This is a genomic window from Mesorhizobium ventifaucium (assembly GCF_935822925.1).
Taxonomy (GTDB): Bacteria; Pseudomonadota; Alphaproteobacteria; order Rhizobiales; family Rhizobiaceae; genus Mesorhizobium; species Mesorhizobium ventifaucium.
On sequence record NZ_CAKXZS010000010.1, the window covers coordinates 112,267 to 130,280 of the forward strand.

At 57.8% G+C, this 18,014-nt stretch carries 18 protein-coding genes; 15 read left to right on the forward strand and 3 right to left on the reverse strand.

The window, feature by feature from the left end; all coding sequences use genetic code 11:
- The first annotated feature begins 1,651 nt into the window (after window positions 1-1,651).
- From NMG70_RS08190 to NMG70_RS08200, 3 genes are read left to right on the forward strand one after another with little or no spacing between them, the layout of a single operon-like run.
- On the forward strand, window positions 1,652-2,323 hold the full coding sequence (locus NMG70_RS08190) for a winged helix-turn-helix domain-containing protein (protein ID WP_008874770.1): 672 nt from the start codon (window positions 1,652-1,654) through the stop codon (window positions 2,321-2,323).
- A 44-nt stretch (window positions 2,324-2,367) separates the two neighbouring features.
- A complete protein-coding gene (locus NMG70_RS08195) occupies window positions 2,368-3,813 on the forward strand; it encodes a type II and III secretion system protein family protein (RefSeq protein ID WP_077376430.1) in 1,446 nt (481 codons plus the stop codon).
- Window positions 3,814-3,821: 8 nt separating this feature from the next.
- Window positions 3,822-4,388, forward strand: a complete 567-nt coding sequence (locus NMG70_RS08200; protein ID WP_077376269.1) for a CpaD family pilus assembly lipoprotein — start codon at window positions 3,822-3,824, stop codon at window positions 4,386-4,388.
- A 1,348-nt stretch (window positions 4,389-5,736) separates the two neighbouring features.
- Here NMG70_RS08200 and NMG70_RS08205 read toward each other — a convergent pair.
- From NMG70_RS08205 to NMG70_RS08215, 3 genes are all read right to left on the reverse strand, one after another.
- Entirely contained in the window at window positions 5,737-7,674 is a 1,938-nt protein-coding gene (locus tag NMG70_RS08205; protein ID WP_254024049.1) for an HrpF/NolX family T3SS translocon protein, read from the reverse strand.
- A gap of 98 nt (window positions 7,675-7,772) precedes the next feature.
- On the reverse strand, window positions 7,773-7,955 hold the full coding sequence (locus NMG70_RS08210) for a hypothetical protein (protein WP_254024050.1): 183 nt from the start codon (window positions 7,953-7,955) through the stop codon (window positions 7,773-7,775).
- Window positions 7,952-8,653, reverse strand: a complete 702-nt coding sequence (locus NMG70_RS08215; RefSeq protein ID WP_254024051.1) for a nodulation protein NolW — start codon at window positions 8,651-8,653, stop codon at window positions 7,952-7,954. The genes NMG70_RS08210 and NMG70_RS08215 overlap by 4 nt, the downstream gene beginning before the upstream one ends.
- Before the next feature lie 185 nt (window positions 8,654-8,838).
- On the opposite strand from NMG70_RS08215, the gene NMG70_RS08220 reads away from it, so the two are divergent.
- From NMG70_RS08220 to NMG70_RS33240, 12 genes are all read left to right on the forward strand, one after another.
- The gene (locus NMG70_RS08220) at window positions 8,839-9,342 is read left to right on the forward strand and encodes a nodulation protein NolB (RefSeq protein WP_077376260.1); all 504 of its coding nucleotides are present in this window, start codon (window positions 8,839-8,841) and stop codon (window positions 9,340-9,342) included.
- A gap of 9 nt (window positions 9,343-9,351) precedes the next feature.
- Complete coding sequence (sctJ, locus tag NMG70_RS08225; protein ID WP_008874778.1) at window positions 9,352-10,215, forward strand: type III secretion system inner membrane ring lipoprotein SctJ; 864 nt, start codon at window positions 9,352-9,354, stop codon at window positions 10,213-10,215.
- A 1-nt stretch (window position 10,216) separates the two neighbouring features.
- Window positions 10,217-10,855 (forward strand): nodulation protein NolU, encoded by a 639-nt coding sequence (locus tag NMG70_RS08230; RefSeq protein ID WP_077376257.1) that lies wholly within the window; start codon window positions 10,217-10,219, stop codon window positions 10,853-10,855.
- Window positions 10,852-11,475, forward strand: coding sequence for a type III secretion system stator protein SctL (gene sctL, locus NMG70_RS08235; RefSeq protein ID WP_008874780.1), 624 nt, complete (start codon window positions 10,852-10,854; stop codon window positions 11,473-11,475). Before NMG70_RS08230 ends, sctL begins: the two co-directional genes overlap by 4 nt.
- Window positions 11,472-12,830 (forward strand): type III secretion system ATPase SctN, encoded by a 1,359-nt coding sequence (gene sctN, locus NMG70_RS08240; protein WP_301555137.1) that lies wholly within the window; start codon window positions 11,472-11,474, stop codon window positions 12,828-12,830. Before sctL ends, sctN begins: the two co-directional genes overlap by 4 nt.
- Window positions 12,806-13,360 carry a hypothetical protein gene (locus NMG70_RS08245; protein WP_077376251.1) on the forward strand — a complete coding sequence of 185 codons (555 nt, stop codon included), beginning with the start codon at window positions 12,806-12,808 and terminating at the stop codon, window positions 13,358-13,360. Before sctN ends, NMG70_RS08245 begins: the two co-directional genes overlap by 25 nt.
- A 7-nt stretch (window positions 13,361-13,367) precedes the next feature.
- A complete protein-coding gene (gene sctQ, locus NMG70_RS08250; RefSeq protein ID WP_077376248.1) occupies window positions 13,368-14,432 on the forward strand; it encodes a type III secretion system cytoplasmic ring protein SctQ in 1,065 nt (354 codons plus the stop codon).
- On the forward strand, window positions 14,425-15,090 hold the full coding sequence (gene sctR / locus NMG70_RS08255; protein ID WP_077376245.1) for a type III secretion system export apparatus subunit SctR: 666 nt from the start codon (window positions 14,425-14,427) through the stop codon (window positions 15,088-15,090). Before sctQ ends, sctR begins: the two co-directional genes overlap by 8 nt.
- Window positions 15,091-15,119: 29 nt before the next feature.
- A complete protein-coding gene (locus NMG70_RS08260; RefSeq protein ID WP_077376427.1) occupies window positions 15,120-15,368 on the forward strand; it encodes an EscS/YscS/HrcS family type III secretion system export apparatus protein in 249 nt (82 codons plus the stop codon).
- A gap of 8 nt (window positions 15,369-15,376) precedes the next feature.
- The gene (gene sctT, locus NMG70_RS08265) at window positions 15,377-16,195 is read left to right on the forward strand and encodes a type III secretion system export apparatus subunit SctT (RefSeq protein ID WP_123149072.1); all 819 of its coding nucleotides are present in this window, start codon (window positions 15,377-15,379) and stop codon (window positions 16,193-16,195) included.
- Window positions 16,192-17,229 carry an EscU/YscU/HrcU family type III secretion system export apparatus switch protein gene (locus NMG70_RS08270; protein WP_254017403.1) on the forward strand — a complete coding sequence of 346 codons (1,038 nt, stop codon included), beginning with the start codon at window positions 16,192-16,194 and terminating at the stop codon, window positions 17,227-17,229. Before sctT ends, NMG70_RS08270 begins: the two co-directional genes overlap by 4 nt.
- Before the next feature lie 530 nt (window positions 17,230-17,759).
- On the forward strand, window positions 17,760-18,014 hold a 255-nt coding region (locus NMG70_RS33240; RefSeq protein WP_436798360.1), incomplete at its 3' end, for a transposase.

Sequence of the window (18,014 nt, forward strand, 5' to 3'; positions counted from 1 at the left end):
ACCAGGGAGGGGTCGTCCGCCTGTTTTGCTGGCACGCTAACCGCGCGCCGATTGACCTGGGGATCGATCGAATCGCCGAGCGCGGCCGCTCGCTGGCGTCAGTGCCGGCCAGCATCCATCTGCTCTGCGCGCCCGGCGCATCATCCGGAAGGACTGCGGAGAAGGGAAGCTGACAAAGTGCAGATCACCTGACGCGCCACAGCGTGCGAGCTCCGGGATTCCGGTGATGTCATGGTCAGCTGTAGCCAAGTCAAGCTCAGTTATGAAGCAGGCACATCGATATTGCGCCACAGCATAGGGGTTGCTGAGCATCTGCGCCTAGCACGGACAGAACCATCTTTAGGAACGTTACCGGGGCAAGAATGCAGTACGTACCGCGTGCTCTAAAAAAGGTATTCTAAACAGAGTGATGGGGCAGCCCCGCTACGGAAATCTTGTCCTAGTCCGTTTGAGCATCGACTCTTCAGATGGACCGGCTGGGTACCCGGCGCGGCCTGCACCCATCGAGGCCGCCAACCGCTGAGCAGAAAACCAGGCCTACGCTTTCCGGGACGGCGGACCTCGTCAGCCTCTCGAAAGCTTGCCTGAGTAGGTCGCTCATCTGATCTGTGAACGTGAGGCTAGCGTGAACCGGCACAAACTTAACATTCATTGTAATAGCCTGGCAGCAGGTACAGCACCCCGTATCGCAAGAGCAAGCGGACGGGCAGGGCAAGACGGCTTTGAGCAGCACTGGGGAGCGCTGGCTGGACGATTCTGGACGGGCAGCGGCCGGACAATGAGCCGCTGCCACTCGACAACCCCTTGCCGATCGGCAGCCGCTGCAAAACCTGCTGAGGGCTGATGTCGGCATCAACCCTAAGCCTCAGGTCGCTAGATTAAGACTGGATGAGATTATCGCCGTTCGACTTCCAGGGTAGCGGACGCGGGCCTTCGGCTGCACATCGGGAAGACGGTCAACGGCCTGGAAGAGGGCCGTGCGCTGTGTGCTGCGCAGTCGCCCTACTTCGCGGAAGCCCAGCCGACCCCTCATCGCATGTCGCCCTTGCGTCAACCGATGGTGCTAGGCCTCAAACGCTGCAGACCGGCAGCGCCGACCGACAGCCGCGAGACGTCTCGGTGACGGTTCCCGCCGCGCTCAGATTGCGGCAGCCAGATCAGTGTCCAATCCGCCGCGCTCGAGCTCTGATGACCGAACGCAAGCTCCAAGCTGCGGTACCAAAGCATCAGCCTCACAGTGCGACCTGGGGTGAATATGCGGGCCCATCCAGGATGTGGATGCTTATGATCCGAACAATCGATTTGTTCAAGTCGCTTGTCGAAAGCTAACCCCTGCGAGCCATGGAATCGTGGGCTTTGGAGGGCGACGCTGGCCTGGCGAATGCAGGGGGCCGCACATAGGCAGGATCGATGCGCAGACGAATTGAAGTCAGAGTGGGTGGCATCTTTGGCTGCCAAACAAAGTATCAGCCCATCAACACGTCTTCACAGGTTCTACCCCGCCTACCGCCTACTGCAGGCGTGCAATTCGCATGACCCTGCCGATTAGCCGTCCCAAAGAGGATTACGAACCCTGCGATGAGTTGCGCGATTTCTGCTGTCGCCGTCTCAATAGTCTCGGTGACCTGTCCTACCATTGATAGGAGATGAAATGCGAACGCTATTCGTTGACCACCATGCGGATCTTACGCGAGCCGTGGGAGTTGCTCTCGGGGATAGCGGTTTCGCTGTTGATATCGTTCGCACACTGGAACAGGCATCGAGTGCATTTTCTTGCGCCAGCTATGAAGTTCTCCTGCTGGAGCTGGCTCTGCCGGATGGCAATGGCTTGGATTGGCTGAAGCAGCTAAGGAGTGAGGGACATTCAGTTCCTGCTCTCGTTCTGAGTGACGTCGACGATCTTGAGAAGCGAATTGCGATTTTCAACGGTGGCGCGGACGATTTTCTGCTCAAGCCCGTGTGTACCAATGAGCTCATTGCCAGAATGAGAGCCGTTCTGCGGCGGTCGGTGCAGATGACCGACCCCATCATTGTATTTGGCAATCTCCACTTCGATCCAATCGGCCGACAGGTTTCCGTTGCTGGTCATCCGCTGACGGTCGCACGCCGTGAACTGTGTATTCTAGAGCATCTGCTCAACCGTGCTGGCCGCATCGTGCCGCGTTCGCAGTTGGAAGATCACCTATATTCATTCAACGATGAAGTATCTGCCAACGCTCTTGAAGTCGGAATCTATCGCTTACGTGGATACCTAAGCAGGTCAGGCGCAACACCACGGATAAAAACCGTGCGCGGCATTGGTTACATTCTCGAATGTGACTAGCGCGACAGCCGTATAGTTGGCCGAATTTGAAAGAAAAGATCACCTTGAAAATCATTCCAACTGATCATCCTCACACCGATCGGCGGCCCCCACTCATCGTCAGCCCGAGACCTACTACTGTCTCTCCTTACTTGAGCCGCCTCCTCTACGCGGTCATTCTGTCATATCCAGTTTCTGCGCCGGCGCAAAACATCGAGGATAAAGGCACGCCGCCTGCCGCTTCCAATAGCCTCGATGGCACGCTGAACCTTTCCTCTTCGCTCGGCAAGACAGTTCATTTGCCCGCGCCAGCCACGACCATCTTTGTTGCTGACCCGACGATCGCGGATTATCAGGCAGCCTCGAACACAACCATCTTCGTCTTTGGGAAGAAATCCGGGCGGACCAGCCTGTTCGCCTTGGACGAAAAGGGCGAGGCTCTCGTCGCGTTGCGTATTGTCGTCACGCAGCCGATCGAGGAATTGCGCGCCATGTTGAGTGACCAGGTCGGCGACTCTTCAATCCACGTAAGCTATACGCCACGCGGCGCAATCCTTAGCGGTACAGCTCCCAATGCGGAGGTCGCGGACACCGCGAAAAGGGTCACTGAGCAGTATCTCGGTGACGGTGCGCAAGTCGTCAATAACATCAAGGTCGCCGGGTCCTTACAAGTTAATCTTAGTGTGCGGGTAGCGGAGGTCTCCCGTAGCGCCATGAAGGCACTCGGCGTTAACCTGTCCGCCTTTGGTCAAATCGACAATTTCAGAGTGGGCGTGTTAAGCGGCAGCGGCGCTGGCTCCGGTGCAGCGCTGGGTGGCGGTACAGCAGGAATCGGATTCGACAACGGTGTCGTCAACATCGGTGCGGTTCTCGACGCGCTCGCCAAGGAGCACATAGCTTCCGTTTTGGCTGAGCCGAATCTCACCGCGATGTCCGGTGAAACTGCCAGTTTTCTGGCCGGCGGCGAATTTCCAATTCCTGTCCTGCAGGAAAACAAGCAAGTGTCGGTTGAATTCCGTCACTTCGGCGTCAGCCTGGAATTCGTGCCGACCGTTCTCAACAACAACCGAATCAACATTCACGTAAAGCCGGAAGTCAGTGAACTGTCGTCCCAAGGTGCCGTTCAAATCAATGGTATTTCCGTGCCGGCAGTTTCCACGCGCCGAGCCGACACAGTCGTCGAACTCGCCAGTGGGCAGAGCTTTGCAATTGGCGGTCTGATCAGGCGCAACGTGAACAATAACGTCAGTGCGTTTCCCTGGCTCGGCGAAATGCCGATCCTTGGCGCTCTGTTTCGTTCCTCCTCGTTTCAAAAGGAAGAATCAGAACTGATTATTCTGGTTACGCCTTACATCGTAAAACCAGGCTCCAGCCCCAACCAGATGAGCGCACCCACGGACCGGATGGCGCCGGCTTTGGACGATTCTCCGGCAAATCCGCCGCGAGGCCGCGCTGCTGCCCGCACCGGCGCGCCAGGGGCCAAGCGCGGTCGCGGCTTCATAATCGAATAGGTGATCGAATGACTTTGCGGATCAAAGTTCTCCTGGTCGCCCTGACGGCCAGCGCAAGTGGCTGCACAAGCACTGCGCCGATCTATGTCGAGCCCCCTGCGCCAATCCTGATCCGGCCGGAGACCACCGTCCTGATATTAAAGAGCCTTCGCGCTTCCGAACGGCAGCGTTTGCGTGTTTTCCTTGACAGGACCAGTAGCGGCCGCCGCGATGCTCTTCACCTCCTTATCTGGGGCTCGTCCCGGCTCAGCGCAGAGGTGGTGCATCAGGCCAGGCAGATGGGTATCGACACTGACAACATCCATTTGCTCGACCAACACGATGGCGGCGCAGTCCAAGTAGAAGCAATTGTGTATCATGCCCGCCCACCTGCCTGTCCGTCGTATTCCGGTCCTTTACTCAGTGACAAATCCTTCGAAGAGCCGCTTGGCTGTTCGACACGACGTAACTTAGCTGCAATGGTCAACGATCCGCGCGATTTGATCGACAACAAGGCTGTCAAACCGAGCGATGGCGAGCGTGCGGCCATACCAGTTGCCACATACAGGACGTTCGGGGCGGGCAAAGGTCAATGACATGGGTCGTATGGTCTTAGCTCAGTAGAGTACGGCGCCGGCTCCAGTCTGTAAGATTGCCGTTGCTTTGATCTGGTGGTGAGCGCGGCCGTCACAATACACGATCGTGACCTGAACGAGATAGGGTGCCCCTCACCTCTCCAGGGCGCCCGGTGGCGCTGCGCTCATGACGTTACCTGGAGGCGGGGTGACTGCCATGCTGATTTGTGATCGCTCGAGAGGCATCCCGCTCCAACCACCCTCTTTAGAGCCAAAGAGCGCTGAGCGGCGTTCTTCATTTGTGGGTTAAAGGCGCGCGTACGCGACGGCGGCGTGGCTCAAGTGGCCAAGCGGGCATGATCTTGGCCGGTCGTGTCAAATCGGGATAGGGGGAGCCTCGCGGCTCCTCCCCTCCCACACCACCTACATACGGGTCCGTATTCGGCGGTTCGATGAATTGAGCGACCAAAGCCTCCTGTGAGGTATCGAGCGCCGGGATTTCACGACGTGCGTCGCCGAGCTGGCTTCGGTCCCTGCGTTTGCCGTTCCGTCGGGCTTCGCCGTCAGGTCTGGCGGGCAGGCCGGAGAACCGGTTTCTGCCGCATGGCCGTATCGAGACGCGCGGTACTACTTTCCACTTCCACCGTTCAGGCCTTCGCCGCAGGCAAACCCGGCTGCTACTATGCCCTCTGCTGACTTCTGCGCCGCGATCAGCGCGCCTCACGGCGGGCCTAGTCCGGAATTCCGGACACGGCGCAGATCTCCCGAGGTAAGATCGACCGCCTTCCCCGCACACCCGCCGAATTTACCACCCCGGTCCTTGGTGACCATGGACTTCGCGGTCATTGGCCCGCTCGTCCGGCCGGGTAGGCCTCATATCCGGTTCTTGTCCATTGGGTCGCGGGTTTGCTCCACGCTTCCTTCAGACCCCGCCTCGCGGCGACGCCCTTGCGCTTCGCTAACCCTTCGCCGCCATCAGGCTGGGTAATGGACTTACACCTCCAAGCTGTCGATCATGCTCGGCACACCAAAGCTGGCGCGGCTGTGTCGCCGCGCTCCACCGGCCCATGTTGCGGGCCGGTGGCCCCCACGGCCATCGGAGAAGCAGTTGCGGACGGGCACTGCGCCAACTGGTCAGCATGACCGCTCTTTTCCGGGTTCTTTTCTAGCCGATCTCACCTTCTTCTCTCAGGCTAAGTGTGAAAACGAACTCAAGGCCGAAGGATGAGTGGACTAAGCCCGGGCCTGCTGCGACCTAACCACGACCCTTAAGGCACGCCTGCCAAATCGCCTTGCGGAAAGGCAAAGGTTCCCCACAAGGTGATTGATAGGCCAGTGAAGCGTGGCGAAGGAAGTCGCACATTTGTCGTCAGGCCACGTTCTGGAATATTGGCAAGCCCATCGGGCTGGGGAGGCCGGCCGCTTGCATAGGGTCGGCCGGAAGGCGTGCTTGCAGGTTGGACAAATAGTCTTCTGCATAGCTTTGCGCCATGGAAATCGGCAGATCGATCCCGGCCGTGGCGGCCTCTTCGAGCGCCTTCTTCACCAGCCCGTTGCGTATTGCAAGCTTGACCTCGGGGCCTGCGATAAGGCTGAGCGCCTGCGCTCCGATATTGATGCCAGCGTCTATCAGCGCCTGCTTCATATTGCCTCCGGTAATCGCTGTGCGGACAAGATTTGCCGCTTGCGCCTCGAACGCGAGCGTCATCGACACGGCATCGGCCACTTGGCCCACGACCGGAATGAAGCTCAACAGACCCACCGCCGTCGCAGCCCAATCAGCCGCTGTCGAGTACACCTTGAGCACGTCGCCGACTGTGTGGATGAAAGCCCCGCCGTTCTTTTTGGCCGATTTGGTATCAGGCTGGTCCGCCCGGCCCGTCATCATGTCCGAGACGGCGTCCTGTTCCGCAGCAGTTTCGGGCGCATGGGTCTTTGGCTGCTGAACGGTTCGGTTCGCAGACGACATGCTGCTGTAGAAGTGGCCAAAATCTTTGTTGCTGATGTTACCGGAATCGACCGTGTGTCCGCCGCCGAAATCGAAGAAGGAATTGTGGGTCTTATAGCCCGTAATCGAATTGTTTAGAAGACTGAAGAGCAGAGGATCCGATAGCAGCTGCGAGGCCGCCTCCTTTAGTTTCGGATCTAGGCTCTTGTCTTGCGCCATGCTTGCGAGCTTGTCGCGAGTCAGGTCACCGTTCCCAAAGAATTTTTGCTGGTTGCTGTTGATCGTCTTAAGGGTATTCAGCTCGGTTTGCGTGAGGCTCATCGAAGATGAAGCGACTTGGAGAAAATCCTCTTTATGGACTTTGTCTATCGAGCCACCGTACAACTGCTTCCATTCATTCGGGTGACTGACGAAGTACTGAGCCGCCGCAATGACCTGTGGCGGACATTTGCCAGTTTTCGCGTCGCCGTCGACGATCTGCTTGAAATCAGCCAGACTCAGGTTCTGGGGCAGGTTTTCGGAGTACCGGTAAAGCTCGCGCGTCGCATCGTTCAAGGTCATAACCGACGGCTGCGCATTTCCAGTACTGTCGGATGGGATGTAGTTCTGCGCGTAGCTTTGCGCCTGCTGGCCCTGATATGCGGCAACTTGTGAGTGATGGCTTGAGAACTCGGACAAATCCTTGGCCGTGATCTTACCGCCACAGCGGCCATCGCCCTGCGAGCCGATCGCATAAAAAAGCTCTGGATCCTGCTGCAATCCCTCAATCGCCGCTTTCAGATCCGGTGGCGTAGAGGGATCATTGGCTTTATCCGTCAACGATTGCCAACTAAGCGGGCATAGGTCCTTGTGACGGTTCAGCACTGCCACGATCTGCAACTCGGCTTGGGACAGTGAGCCGCCGTTCCACGTGATTCTCTCGCTTTTTATGGGCGCTTCCGCAATGGGAGGGGGGGCGACCGCAGACTGCGGGCCTTGATCCACTGATTCGTGCGCAACGGGAGGGGGGGCGACCGCAGGCTGCGGGCCTTGATCCATTGATTCGATGGCTGCCCTCATGCTTGGCGGCAGCAGATCCAATGGGTTCTTGCGCAATTCTTCCAACGAGGATCCGACATCGGGCAACAGCGACTCCGATGTGTTCCGGCACAATTCCTTCATCGACGATTCGAGATCTCGTGGCAGCTGGTCCCGGAGTGGGAAGGGACTGGTGCCGTCTTGGTGCAGGTGAAGGGACAGCATCGCATCGAAGGACGATGCGTTTTGCTGCGTCTTTTCCAACGCAGATATCAGATTCAGGCTACTGTACTGTAGGATATTCTGACTATTGAAAACGTTGCTTGTATCATTGATGGACATTGTGACTCCTCAGACATGAAATTGCAATCCCCCACAAGGGCGACGCCAAACGAGCTTTGACAGTCAGAGCTCGGCGGGACCAATACCCCTGCTGTTGTTCAAATTGCCTCGTTCTGCGCCAGCTCTATGTGCAATCCCAGCACAATGACCGGAGTATCGCTGAAGCTGGCGGTTGCCACCATGAGCGGTTTAGCTTTCGGCAAACTGACGAGTTCAGAGGAATTCACAATTTGGGTGGCCGCGGTGTTGTTTTGTCCCGAAGCTGCGACCGCAAATATCATTTTTGGCGTGGCTCTGGCTTACCGCCAACGCCATCCTGCTGCGGCACGTCGGACGAATAAGCGGCTTCAGGTAATCCGTTGCGGACGACCATGGTGGAGGAGCCCCGAAACAATGTCAGGACCGATTCGCTTGGCGGCGTTTCATGGACGCGCGGCTGCGCCTGTGCCTCCGCGACAAGACCGTTGAAAGTCTGCTCCACGAGCGCGGTGAAGCGCGGTGGACCGGAAACCAAAACGAGGCCATCTCCCGGCGCGGGTCTCACCACGTAGCGGTCATCGGTGATCTCAAGCTTGTCTAGGGCACCCTTAAACGTATCGAAGCGGATCGAAGTCAACACAAGCATGCGGGTTTGTGATTCTTTTGCGGCTGACACGTAGAGAACAAGCCCATCATAATACCATTGGAGACCGTACAAATTGGCCAAACGGTCGAGGAACTCGCGCGGTGGCAAATCCGGCATACTCCCGCGGATCCGCCCCTTCACCTCGGCGCTAATGTTGACTCGGATATTAAGGTTGTTGCCGAATTGCTGCAGCGCGGCAGAGAGATCCTGATCGAGAACCGTATATCTGTACGGCGTCTTGGAGAGGGATAAGGGAACGCCGAGAGTTCCGTTGGTTCCGGCGTAGAGAAAAAAACCGGCACACAGAAGTCTCAAAACGTGTGGGGCGACGGATCGGAAGAGCGCTCTCAACATTTCGCACTGATAAACCAGAGTCTGAAATCTGCACAAGTGACTAAGTCGCCCAGCATGACTTTTCGATGACTAACAAACCTCGGTTAGTCAGCTTGTCGTCAGCTCGGCCGCCTAGACGTTGACCCGATAACGAATGATGAAGGGGCCGGGTTCGCTCGGTCAAGAGGAAGCTATCGAGTCTTTGCATGATGATGCCTATCACGTCGATCACTACCAGTTTAGCGGACTGTCTCCCCAAGACCGGGTCACCCTCGTTCAGCGAGCAGGCCCAGTTTGAGCGCGCGTTGGCGCACGCGGCCGACTCGCTGAAAAACGATGCCGCCTTGGCATCACCCACGGTGCCAGTTGCTCCAGCGATGGGTGTTCAACGCGCGGCTACGCAGATGAGTCCCCTGGGCGACCGCGTGGTGCAGATGATTTCTGCGATCTACCCAGACCGTGCTGTTAATTCGGCTGCGCTCGACCAGCAGGTAGGCCTTTTGAAGGGCGCTCTACATGGACCGCAGAAGCTTCCTGCCGAAGGTGATGCGAGAACCGGAATGTCCGGCGTTCCGCAGGGAGGGCATGATTTCGAAACGATGATTGCTGGTCTGCGGGATATGTACAATGGCGTCACCCAGGTTGGTCTTCTTTCCAAAGGTGTCAGCGGCATCACCTCATCCGTGAATAAACTTCTAAAGGAAGGCTGAACCGCGCGTATGATTGGCTTAGCCGAGAAAATCATGCGTAGCACGTCTTGCCGGAGATCACTTCGCCTTGTCGTACTGCCACTTCTCGTGGCCCTCAGCGGTTGCAAGGTCGATCTCTACACGCAACTGCAGGAGCGCGAGGCGAATGAAATGCTCGCCCTTCTGATGGACAACGGGGTTGCTGCGGTCCGGGTCGCCGGCAAGGATGGGACCAGCACGATCCAGGTTGACGAAAAGCTGCTCGCCTACTCAATCAACCTCCTGAATGGCAAGGGATTGCCGCGCCAGTCCTTCAAGAACCTCGGCGAGATTTTCCAAGGATCAGGCCTGATTGCCTCGCCGACCGAGGAACGTGCCCGTTACGTCTATGCGCTCAGCGAAGAGTTGTCTCGTACGATCAGCGATATCGATGGGGTTTTGTCTGTACGTGTCCATGTGGTTCTGCCGCATAATGACCTTTTGCGAGCAGGCGCCACGCCGTCCTCGGCCTCGGTTTTTATCAGACACGACGCCAAAGCTGAACTCTCTGTTTTGCTGCCGAAGATAAAGATGCTCGTGGCCGACAGCATAGAAGGATTGTCCTACGATAAGGTCGAAGTGGTTTTGGTGCCGGTGGAGCGTTCCGCGCCTGAGCAACGGTCCGTGCCGGCGACTGTTTTGGCCCAGCCATCCAGGCTCGCTCCAGCGCCCCTTCTGGCGACCGTGATCGGTATTGCCGCAGCTGTATTTGCAGTGGCGTGCTACGTCTTAGCCGGCGCCCTTAGCCGCCGGCACAGGCAATCGTCGGGCGAACTTTCCAAGGTCGAGCGGCGGTCGGGTATTTCCGCCCTCGAGGCCATTCGCAAAAAGACCCCGGCGATAGCGCCTAAATGACATGTCGATGCCAGTGCCGGTAAAAACCGCCCAACTCGACGGCTCGTTCCAATTGCATGCCTTGGACCGGAGCGAACTTGCTGCTTCGGTCCATCCGACTCGTCTTGGCGCGCGTCTTGATCCGGCGTTATCGGCTGCTACGATGGCTCAGTTGCAGAAGTGTCCCAGACTGCAGCGAAGACTAACGGAATTGTTGCTCGACAATGATTCGGAGTCGAATGACGTTGACTGGGGGCCGGACCTTCTGCGCGGTAATGATCCGCATCGGGCTGCCCTCCTTGCAGGTAGTGTATGGCATGCCCGTTCGCTGCTTAAGCTTGTCTCTCAGCCTGACCTCACAGTGCTTATTGAACGTATCGGCGCTGATGCCCATGCGTTTGGAATCCGACATCTGGCGCATGCCATTGCGGACAGATTGATCGCTGATCCGGAAAAACTCGCGCACCAAATCGAACACGATGGACACGCCTGCCTTGGTGCCTGGCTCCATCACAGTCCAGTGATGGAGCGCAACCGCGTGCTTCTACGCTTGCCCGTAGGGACCGCCGCCGACAATCCAGAGCCTAAGCACAGGGACGCCGCAGGCCAGTTGTTTTCGCTTGTAGTAGGCCATTTTGAGGCGGAGAACCCGCTGATATGACAGCGGATATTTCCGTCGCGCCGGCAGCGCCGCAGATGCGCCCATTGGGGCCGCTGATACCGGCGAGCGAGCTCGAAATCTGGGATAATGCCGCAGAAGCGTGTGCCGCCGCAGAACGGCATCAGCAGCGCGTACGCAGTTGGGCACGCGCGGCGTATCAGCGTGAGTTGGCGCGCGGCCATGCCGAGGGCTTGGATGCTGGCGCCGAGGAAATGGCAGCGCTGATTTCGCAGGCGGTCGCCGAAGTCGCACGACGAAAGGCGGTTCTAGAGCAGCAATTACCGCAGCTCGTGATGGAAATACTAAGCGATCTTGTGGGAGCATTCGATCCGGGCGAACTGCTGGTCATGGCTGTTCGTCACGCCATTGAGCGCCAATACAGCGGCGCAGAAGTTTGCCTCCATGTGTGTCCGACGCAAGTGGACATGCTTACGCGAGAGTTTGCCGCATGCGACGGACAGGATGGTCGTCCAAGGGTTCGGATCAAACCGGATCCTACGTTGTCGCCGCAACGGTGCGTGCTGTGGAGCGAGTACGGCAATGTCGATCTGGGCCTTGATGCGCAGATGCGTGCGTTGCGTCTCGGCTTCGGGACGCTCTCTGAAAAAGGCGAACTGTGAGCACGCAGGTATCAGAACATAATCACGACGCTGCGATCTGCCCTGCCGATCCGGCGATCTCGTCTTTGAGAGCTACGGTAAAGCGGATCGACACGCGCGTCGTGCGCGGCAGGATCACGCGGGCTGTTGGCACACTGGTCCATGCCGTCTTGCCAGACACACGTATTGGAGAACTTTGCCTCCTACAGGACCCGCGGACCGGACTGTCGCTCGAAGCCGAGGTGATCGGCCTGTTGGATGATGGCGTACTGCTGACGCCGATCGGCGACCTGGTCGGCCTCTCCAGCCGCGCGGAAGTCGTCGCCACTGGACGAATGCGTGAAGTACCCGTCGGCAACGATTTACTTGGCCGCGTGATTGACAGTCGTTGCCGTCCACTGGATGGCAAAGGCCAAATCAAAACCGCCGAGACTCGGCCGTTGCACGGCAGAGCTCCGAATCCAATGACAAGGCGCATGATTGAGCGGCCCTTGCCGCTCGGGGTCCGTGCCCTGGATGGTCTCCTGACGTGCGGCGAGGGCCAGCGAATCGGTATTTACGGCGAGCCAGGTTGTGGCAAGTCGACGTTATTGTCACAGATCGTAAAAGGTGCCGCCGCTGACGTTGTCATAGTCGCGCTGATAGGCGAACGAGGACGTGAAGTTCGTGAATTCATCGAGAGGCATCTCGGGGAGGAGGGCCTTCGCCGTGCGGTCGTTGTTGTTGAAACATCCGACCGCTCGGCTGTTGAGCGGGCACAATGTGCTCCGATGGCGACAGCGCTCGCGGAATATTTTCGCGAACAAGGGCTACGCGTTGCTCTCATGCTGGATTCCCTGACACGCTTCTGCCGCGCCATGCGTGAGATAGGCCTTGCTGCGGGTGAGCCGCCGACGCGACGGGGCTTTCCTCCTTCTGTTTTTGGCATGCTGCCAGGCCTGCTAGAGCGCGCTGGCATGAGTGAGCGTGGCTCAATCACCGCTTTCTATACCGTGCTTGTAGAAGGCGATGGCACAGGTGATCCAATCGCCGAAGAAACGCGCGGCATTCTCGATGGCCATGTCGTCCTCTCGCGCGCTATTGCGGCGCGATCGCATTTCCCTGCTATCGATGTACTGCAGAGTCGCAGCCGCGTAATGGATGCGGTCGTTTCGGCGACACATCGCAACTCAGCATCCTTCTTTCGTGAACTCCTCTCGCGGTATGCCGAGGCCGAGTTCTTGATCAACGTCGGCGAATACAAGGAAGGCGGCGATCCCCTGACGGACCGGGCTGTCGCGTCAATCGACGAACTGAGGGAGTTTTTGCGCCAGAGCGAAGACGAAGCGTCAGCGTTTGAGGAAACGGTAGCATGGATGTCGCGTCTGACCGCGTGAATCACATTCAGTCTTCGAGGTTACGGCTCCTGAAGGAAATGCAAGAGCGTCGTGCCCTTAGTGAGCTGTCCAAAAAGGAAGCCCAGCGCCATATGGCCACCTTAGCAGCACAGAATGCCTCCCGAGAGCTTGCAATGGCACAACAACATTGCTCAACGGCCGAAGCAGCGCTCTATCAGGAGCTGATGACGCTCGATGACTTGTCTAGCGCCACCCTCGACCGGCACCACCTCCATATTGAGTGCCTTGCGGCTGAGATCACTCGCAGGCGGCAGATGCTTGTTAATGCGCGCGCCGCCGAAGAAAAGGCCGAGTTAGCGGCGTCCGTGACGAGGGACCTATGGGTCGCATGTTCGGCGGCAACGCACAAATGGCGCCAAATAGAGGACGACGTCCGGCGCGCCGTTGAGATCCATTCGGAGGCCGCAGGCGAGATCGAGGCCGACGATGAGATATTGGTTCGATTTGGGAGGGGTCCGCTTTCCCAGGTCGCGAAAACGGATTCGATAACCCGCAGGTCCTCCGAATGATAGAACGGTGCAGTTTTTGGCAGCCGCTTTGGTGAGACCCCCTCTATTGGAGCCAGCGCTGACACTGTCCCACGAGGTCGCCTCGTGGCTCAATGACACTGCGGCTTCCCGCAGGCCGTTTCAGACCCGGATCAACGACGTGCCGCTGTCGGTGCGTATGGCAGGGCTTGTCTGGCAAGAGAATTTTGCCGCCATTCCAATGCTCGACTGCATTTGTAGGGTCGGAGCTGATGCGGTCGTGCTGTCGATATCGCGGTCGCTTGTAGAGGGGCTCATCGCAACAGTGCAGAATGGGCTGACTCTCCCTTCCGAGCCAACGGCTTCACTCATTGTTGAACTTGCACTTGAGCCACTTATTGCTCGACTGGAGTATAGGACACAGCTGAACGTGCAGCTCGTGCGCGTGTTTGAAGCCGCGACACTGGCTCCTTATCTCGAACTGGATATCGACTTAGGCCCGGTCAGTGGCAAGGGTCGTCTGTTCCTGTTCTCGCCTCTTGATGGCTTGGTGCCGTCTGCGTTTCGCGCTCTGGGCGAACTGTTTGGCCAGTTACCGCGACAGCCGCGCGGATTACTTTCAGACCTCCCGATCGTGGTTGCAGGAGAGATCGGCACGCTGCGCGTTCCTGCGGCGATTCTTCGAAAAGCATGTGCCGGTGATGCTCTGTTGCCGGACTTGGCGCCGTTCGGCCGCGGCGAGATCGCCCTATCTTTTGGCCAGTTGTGGGCCGGTGCTGATCTTGAGGGCGACCAGCTAGTCCTGCACGGGCCTTTCCGCCCGCGTTCCTATCCTTTGGAGAATGCGCATATGACACAACTTGGATCGCAACTAGGGCCGACGGATGATCTCGATGATATCGAGATCATGCTTGTCTTTGAATGCGGTCGCTGGCCTATTCCTCTAGGGGAATTAAGAAGTGCCGGCGAAGGGCATATTTTCGAACTTGGACGGCCGATCGAGGGTCCGGTCGATATACTTGCCAATGGTCAGTGTATCGGGCGTGGCGACATCGTGCGCATTGGAGATACGCTGGGCATCAGGCTCCGTGGCGGGTTGGGATGCAATGACTGAGCTCCAGCCGCCAATCCTGGCGCTTCTCGCAGTTACCGCCGGACTGGGTCTGCTGGTTTTAGTAGTCGTCACGACCACGGCCTTTGTAAAGGTATCGGTTGTTCTTTTCCTCGTCCGCAATGCGCTCGGGACTCAGACGATACCACCTAACATAGTGCTGTACGCCGTGGCATTGATCCTCACCATGTTCGTTAGCGCGCCCGTTGTTGAACAGACCTATGATCGGATGACCGATCCGAAGCTACATTATCAGACGTTCGACGACTGGGTAAGCGCCGCCAAATCCGGGACCGAGCCCCTGCGTGATCATCTTAAGAAGTTCACAAATGAAGAGCAGCGACAGTTTTTCGTCTCGTCGACCGAAAAAGTCTGGCCAGAGGAAATGCGTGCCAAAGCCACAGCTGATGATTTGTCCATTCTGGTCCCATCTTTTCTAATTTCAGAGCTAAAGCGCGCGTTTGAGATCGGATTTCTTCTTTATCTTCCTTTTATCGCTATCGATCTTATTGTGACGACAATTTTGATGGCGATGGGTATGTCTATGGTATCCCCAACGCTTATATCTGTTCCTTTCAAACTCTTCGTGTTCGTCGCTATTGATGGCTGGTCGAAATTGATGCACGGACTTGTGTTGAGTTACACGATACCGGGAGGTTGATCATCGCTGAATCCAGTATTGTCACTCTTATGACCCAATCGTTGGTGGTGTTCATGATCTGGATTCTGCCCCCGCTCATTGCATCGGTGATCGTTGGCTTGGTCATTGGCATCATCCAGGCGGCAACCCAGATCCAGGATGAAAGTTTGCCACTCACCGTGAAGCTTCTGGTTGTTGTCGCGGTTATTGGCTTGTTTGCGCCTGTGCTAAGCGCACCGCTGATAGAGCTAGCCAACCAGATCTTTACCGAGTTTCCCGCCATGACACTTAGCTACTAGTCTCCGCCATGTATGCGTCACCGGCCGAGATTCAAATCCTGATCCATACGGCTATCGAACTCGTCGTAGCAGCCGGTCTTGGCGCAGCGCGCGCGATAGGCATTATGATGATCCTACCTGTATTTACACGTTCTCAGACCGATGGGCTGATCCGCGGCTGCCTGGCTGTTGCCTTCGGATTACCATGCCTGGCACACGTCAGCGACGGGTTGCAGGCGCTGGATCCTGAAACACGTCTGATCCAGGTCACTTTGCTCGGATTAAAGGAAGTTTTTGTCGGCGCACTACTTGGCACCCTCCTTGGCATTCCCTTATGGGGACTTCAGGCGGCCGGTGAGTTTATCGACAACCAACGCGGCGTCACCAACCCGTCCGCCCCGACCGACGCCGCGACGAACAGTCAGGCTTCCGCCATGGGAGTCTTTCTCGGGATCACTGCGATTGCCATCTTTGTCGCATCAGGGGGGCTGGAAACTGTGGTCAGCGCCCTTTATGGCAGCTATTTGATCTGGCCCGTGTATAGGTTCCACCCTACATTGAGCACGCAAGGAGCAATGGAGATATTAGGGCTCCTCGACCACATTATGCGCACGGCTTTATTGGTGTCAGGGCCCGTCGTGTTCTTTATGACGCTGATTGATGTATCCATGATGCTACTGCGTCGCTTTGCGCCGCAATTCAAATTGACCCAACTGTCCCCGACGATCAAGAATCTTGTATTTCCGATTATCATGGTCACCTACGCTGGCTATCTAGTCGAGGGTATGAAACTGGAGATCACACAAGCGAATGGCGCGCTCGAGTGGTTCGATAGATTGCTAAAATGAGCGACTCGAGTGAAGAGAAGACACACGCCGCCACCCCCAAGAAGCTAGACGATGCACGCAAAAAAGGGCAGCTGCCACGTAGCTCCGATTTCGTTCGCGCGGTCGGCACTTGCGCTGGTCTCGGGTACCTATGGCTAAGAGGCAGCGTGATCGAAGACAAATGCCGCGAAGCGCTACTATCTGTCGACAAGCTGCAGAACCTGCCATTCGACTTCGCGGTCCGGCAGGCGCTGGCTGTGCTTGGCGAACTCACCTTGGCAACTGTTGGCCCGCTGCTTGGAACGCTTGTCGCGGCGGTGCTTTTGGCAAGCTTATTAGCCAATGGTGGATTTGTTTTCTCTCTTGAGCCAATGACGCCCAACTTCGAGAAAATTGATCCTTTTCAAGGGCTGAAGCGCTTGGCGTCTGCGCGTTCGATGGTCGAACTCGGCAAGACGCTGTTTAAGGTATTCGTTCTCGGCGCAACCTTTTCCTTTTGCCTTCTCGGCATGTGGAAGACGATGGTCTATTTGCCGGTCTGCGGCATGGGCTGTGTGGGCCTTGTCGTTACAGGGGCAAAACTGCTGATCGGAATTGGCGCCGGCGCACTTCTGGTCGCCGGCCTGATCGATCTCCTGTTGCAGCGTGCGTTGTTTCTGCGCGAAATGCGGATGACCAAAACTGAAGTCACGCGCGAGCTGAAGGATCAGCAAGGGGCGCCAGAGTTGAAGAGTGAACGACGTCGCATTCGCGACGAGTCAGCTGACGAACCTCCCCTTGGTGTGCATCACGCCACGCTGATCTTCAAAGGAACGGCGATACTGATCGGTCTGCGTTACGTACGCGGTGAAACCGGGGTGCCCGTCCTGGTTTGCCGCGCCGAAGGCGAGCGGGCTTCACACCTGCTTAGCGAGGCGCGGGCGCTACGTCTTGAAATTGTCGACAACGATGTCCTAGCGCATCAGCTCATCAGCAAAACGCAACTGGGCAGCCCCGTTCCCATGCAATATTTCGAGCCCGTGGCGAGAGCACTCTTCGCCGCAGGATTGGCCTAGAGCCGTTCAGTTTTTGACTGAATCGCGGGTTCCCATGCGGTGACTTTGTGATTCAAGATGCTGGCTGGAGCGGAGGCCAGCATCTGATGACGCGACCTCTTTCGAATGATCTTCGTGAGCGTGTTGTAAGGGCGATCGAGGCCGGCGACAGCTGCCGGTCGGTGGCGGCCCGGTTCGGCATTGCCGTTTGATCGGCGGTGAAGTGGGCGCAGCGCTACCGTTCGAGCGGATCTGTGGCACCCGGCAAGATGGGTGGCCATCGCAAGCGTGTTCTGGAGCCGCATCGGGCGTTCATGGTGGGGCGGCTCAACCAGACGCCGCATCTGTCGCTGCATGGGCTGTGGCGGAACTGGCGGCGCGCGGGGTGAAGGTGTCGCATGACACGGTGTGGCAGTTCCTGAGGCGCGAGGGCCTGCGGTTCAAAAAAACCCTATTCGCCCTTGAGCAGGCCCGCTCCGACATTGCCCGCCGGCGGCAGCGCTGGCGTTGCTTTCAGGCCGGCCTCAGCGGCTGGTCTTCATCGACGAGACTTGGATCAAGACCAACATGGCCCCCCTGCGCGGCTGGGGTCCCAAGGGCAAGCGCCTGCGCGGCTTCGCTCGCACGACCACTGGCGCACGCTGACCTTCCTCGGCGCGCTGCGCTGCGACCGGCTGGCGGCCCCTTTCGTCTTCGACGGACCGATCAACGGCGAGTGCTTCCGCGCCTATGTCGAGCAGCAGCTCGTACCCGTGCTGGAGCCCGGCGACATCGTCGTCATGGACATGTGTGGACGCCCCCGTTGG

What these genes read in the sequence shown, in the direction of transcription:
- NMG70_RS08190 (WP_008874770.1), top strand. Translation starts at nt 1,652, where the DNA reads ATGCGAACGCTATTCGTTGACCACCATGCGGATCTTACGCGAGCCGTG.
- NMG70_RS08200 (WP_077376269.1), top strand. Translation starts at nt 3,822, where the DNA reads ATGACTTTGCGGATCAAAGTTCTCCTGGTCGCCCTGACGGCCAGCGCA.
- NMG70_RS08205 (WP_254024049.1), bottom strand. Translation starts at nt 7,674, where the DNA reads ATGTCCATCAATGATACAAGCAACGTTTTCAATAGTCAGAATATCCTA.
- NMG70_RS08210 (WP_254024050.1), bottom strand. Translation starts at nt 7,955, where the DNA reads ATGATATTTGCGGTCGCAGCTTCGGGACAAAACAACACCGCGGCCACC.
- NMG70_RS08215 (WP_254024051.1), bottom strand. Translation starts at nt 8,653, where the DNA reads ATGTTGAGAGCGCTCTTCCGATCCGTCGCCCCACACGTTTTGAGACTT.
- NMG70_RS08220 (WP_077376260.1), top strand. Translation starts at nt 8,839, where the DNA reads ATGATGATGCCTATCACGTCGATCACTACCAGTTTAGCGGACTGTCTC.
- sctJ (WP_008874778.1), top strand. Translation starts at nt 9,352, where the DNA reads ATGATTGGCTTAGCCGAGAAAATCATGCGTAGCACGTCTTGCCGGAGA.
- NMG70_RS08230 (WP_077376257.1), top strand. Translation starts at nt 10,217, where the DNA reads ATGTCGATGCCAGTGCCGGTAAAAACCGCCCAACTCGACGGCTCGTTC.
- sctL (WP_008874780.1), top strand. Translation starts at nt 10,852, where the DNA reads ATGACAGCGGATATTTCCGTCGCGCCGGCAGCGCCGCAGATGCGCCCA.
- NMG70_RS08245 (WP_077376251.1), top strand. Translation starts at nt 12,806, where the DNA reads ATGGATGTCGCGTCTGACCGCGTGAATCACATTCAGTCTTCGAGGTTA.
- sctR (WP_077376245.1), top strand. Translation starts at nt 14,425, where the DNA reads ATGACTGAGCTCCAGCCGCCAATCCTGGCGCTTCTCGCAGTTACCGCC.
- NMG70_RS08260 (WP_077376427.1), top strand. Translation starts at nt 15,120, where the DNA reads ATGACCCAATCGTTGGTGGTGTTCATGATCTGGATTCTGCCCCCGCTC.
- sctT (WP_123149072.1), top strand. Translation starts at nt 15,377, where the DNA reads ATGTATGCGTCACCGGCCGAGATTCAAATCCTGATCCATACGGCTATC.
- NMG70_RS08270 (WP_254017403.1), top strand. Translation starts at nt 16,192, where the DNA reads ATGAGCGACTCGAGTGAAGAGAAGACACACGCCGCCACCCCCAAGAAG.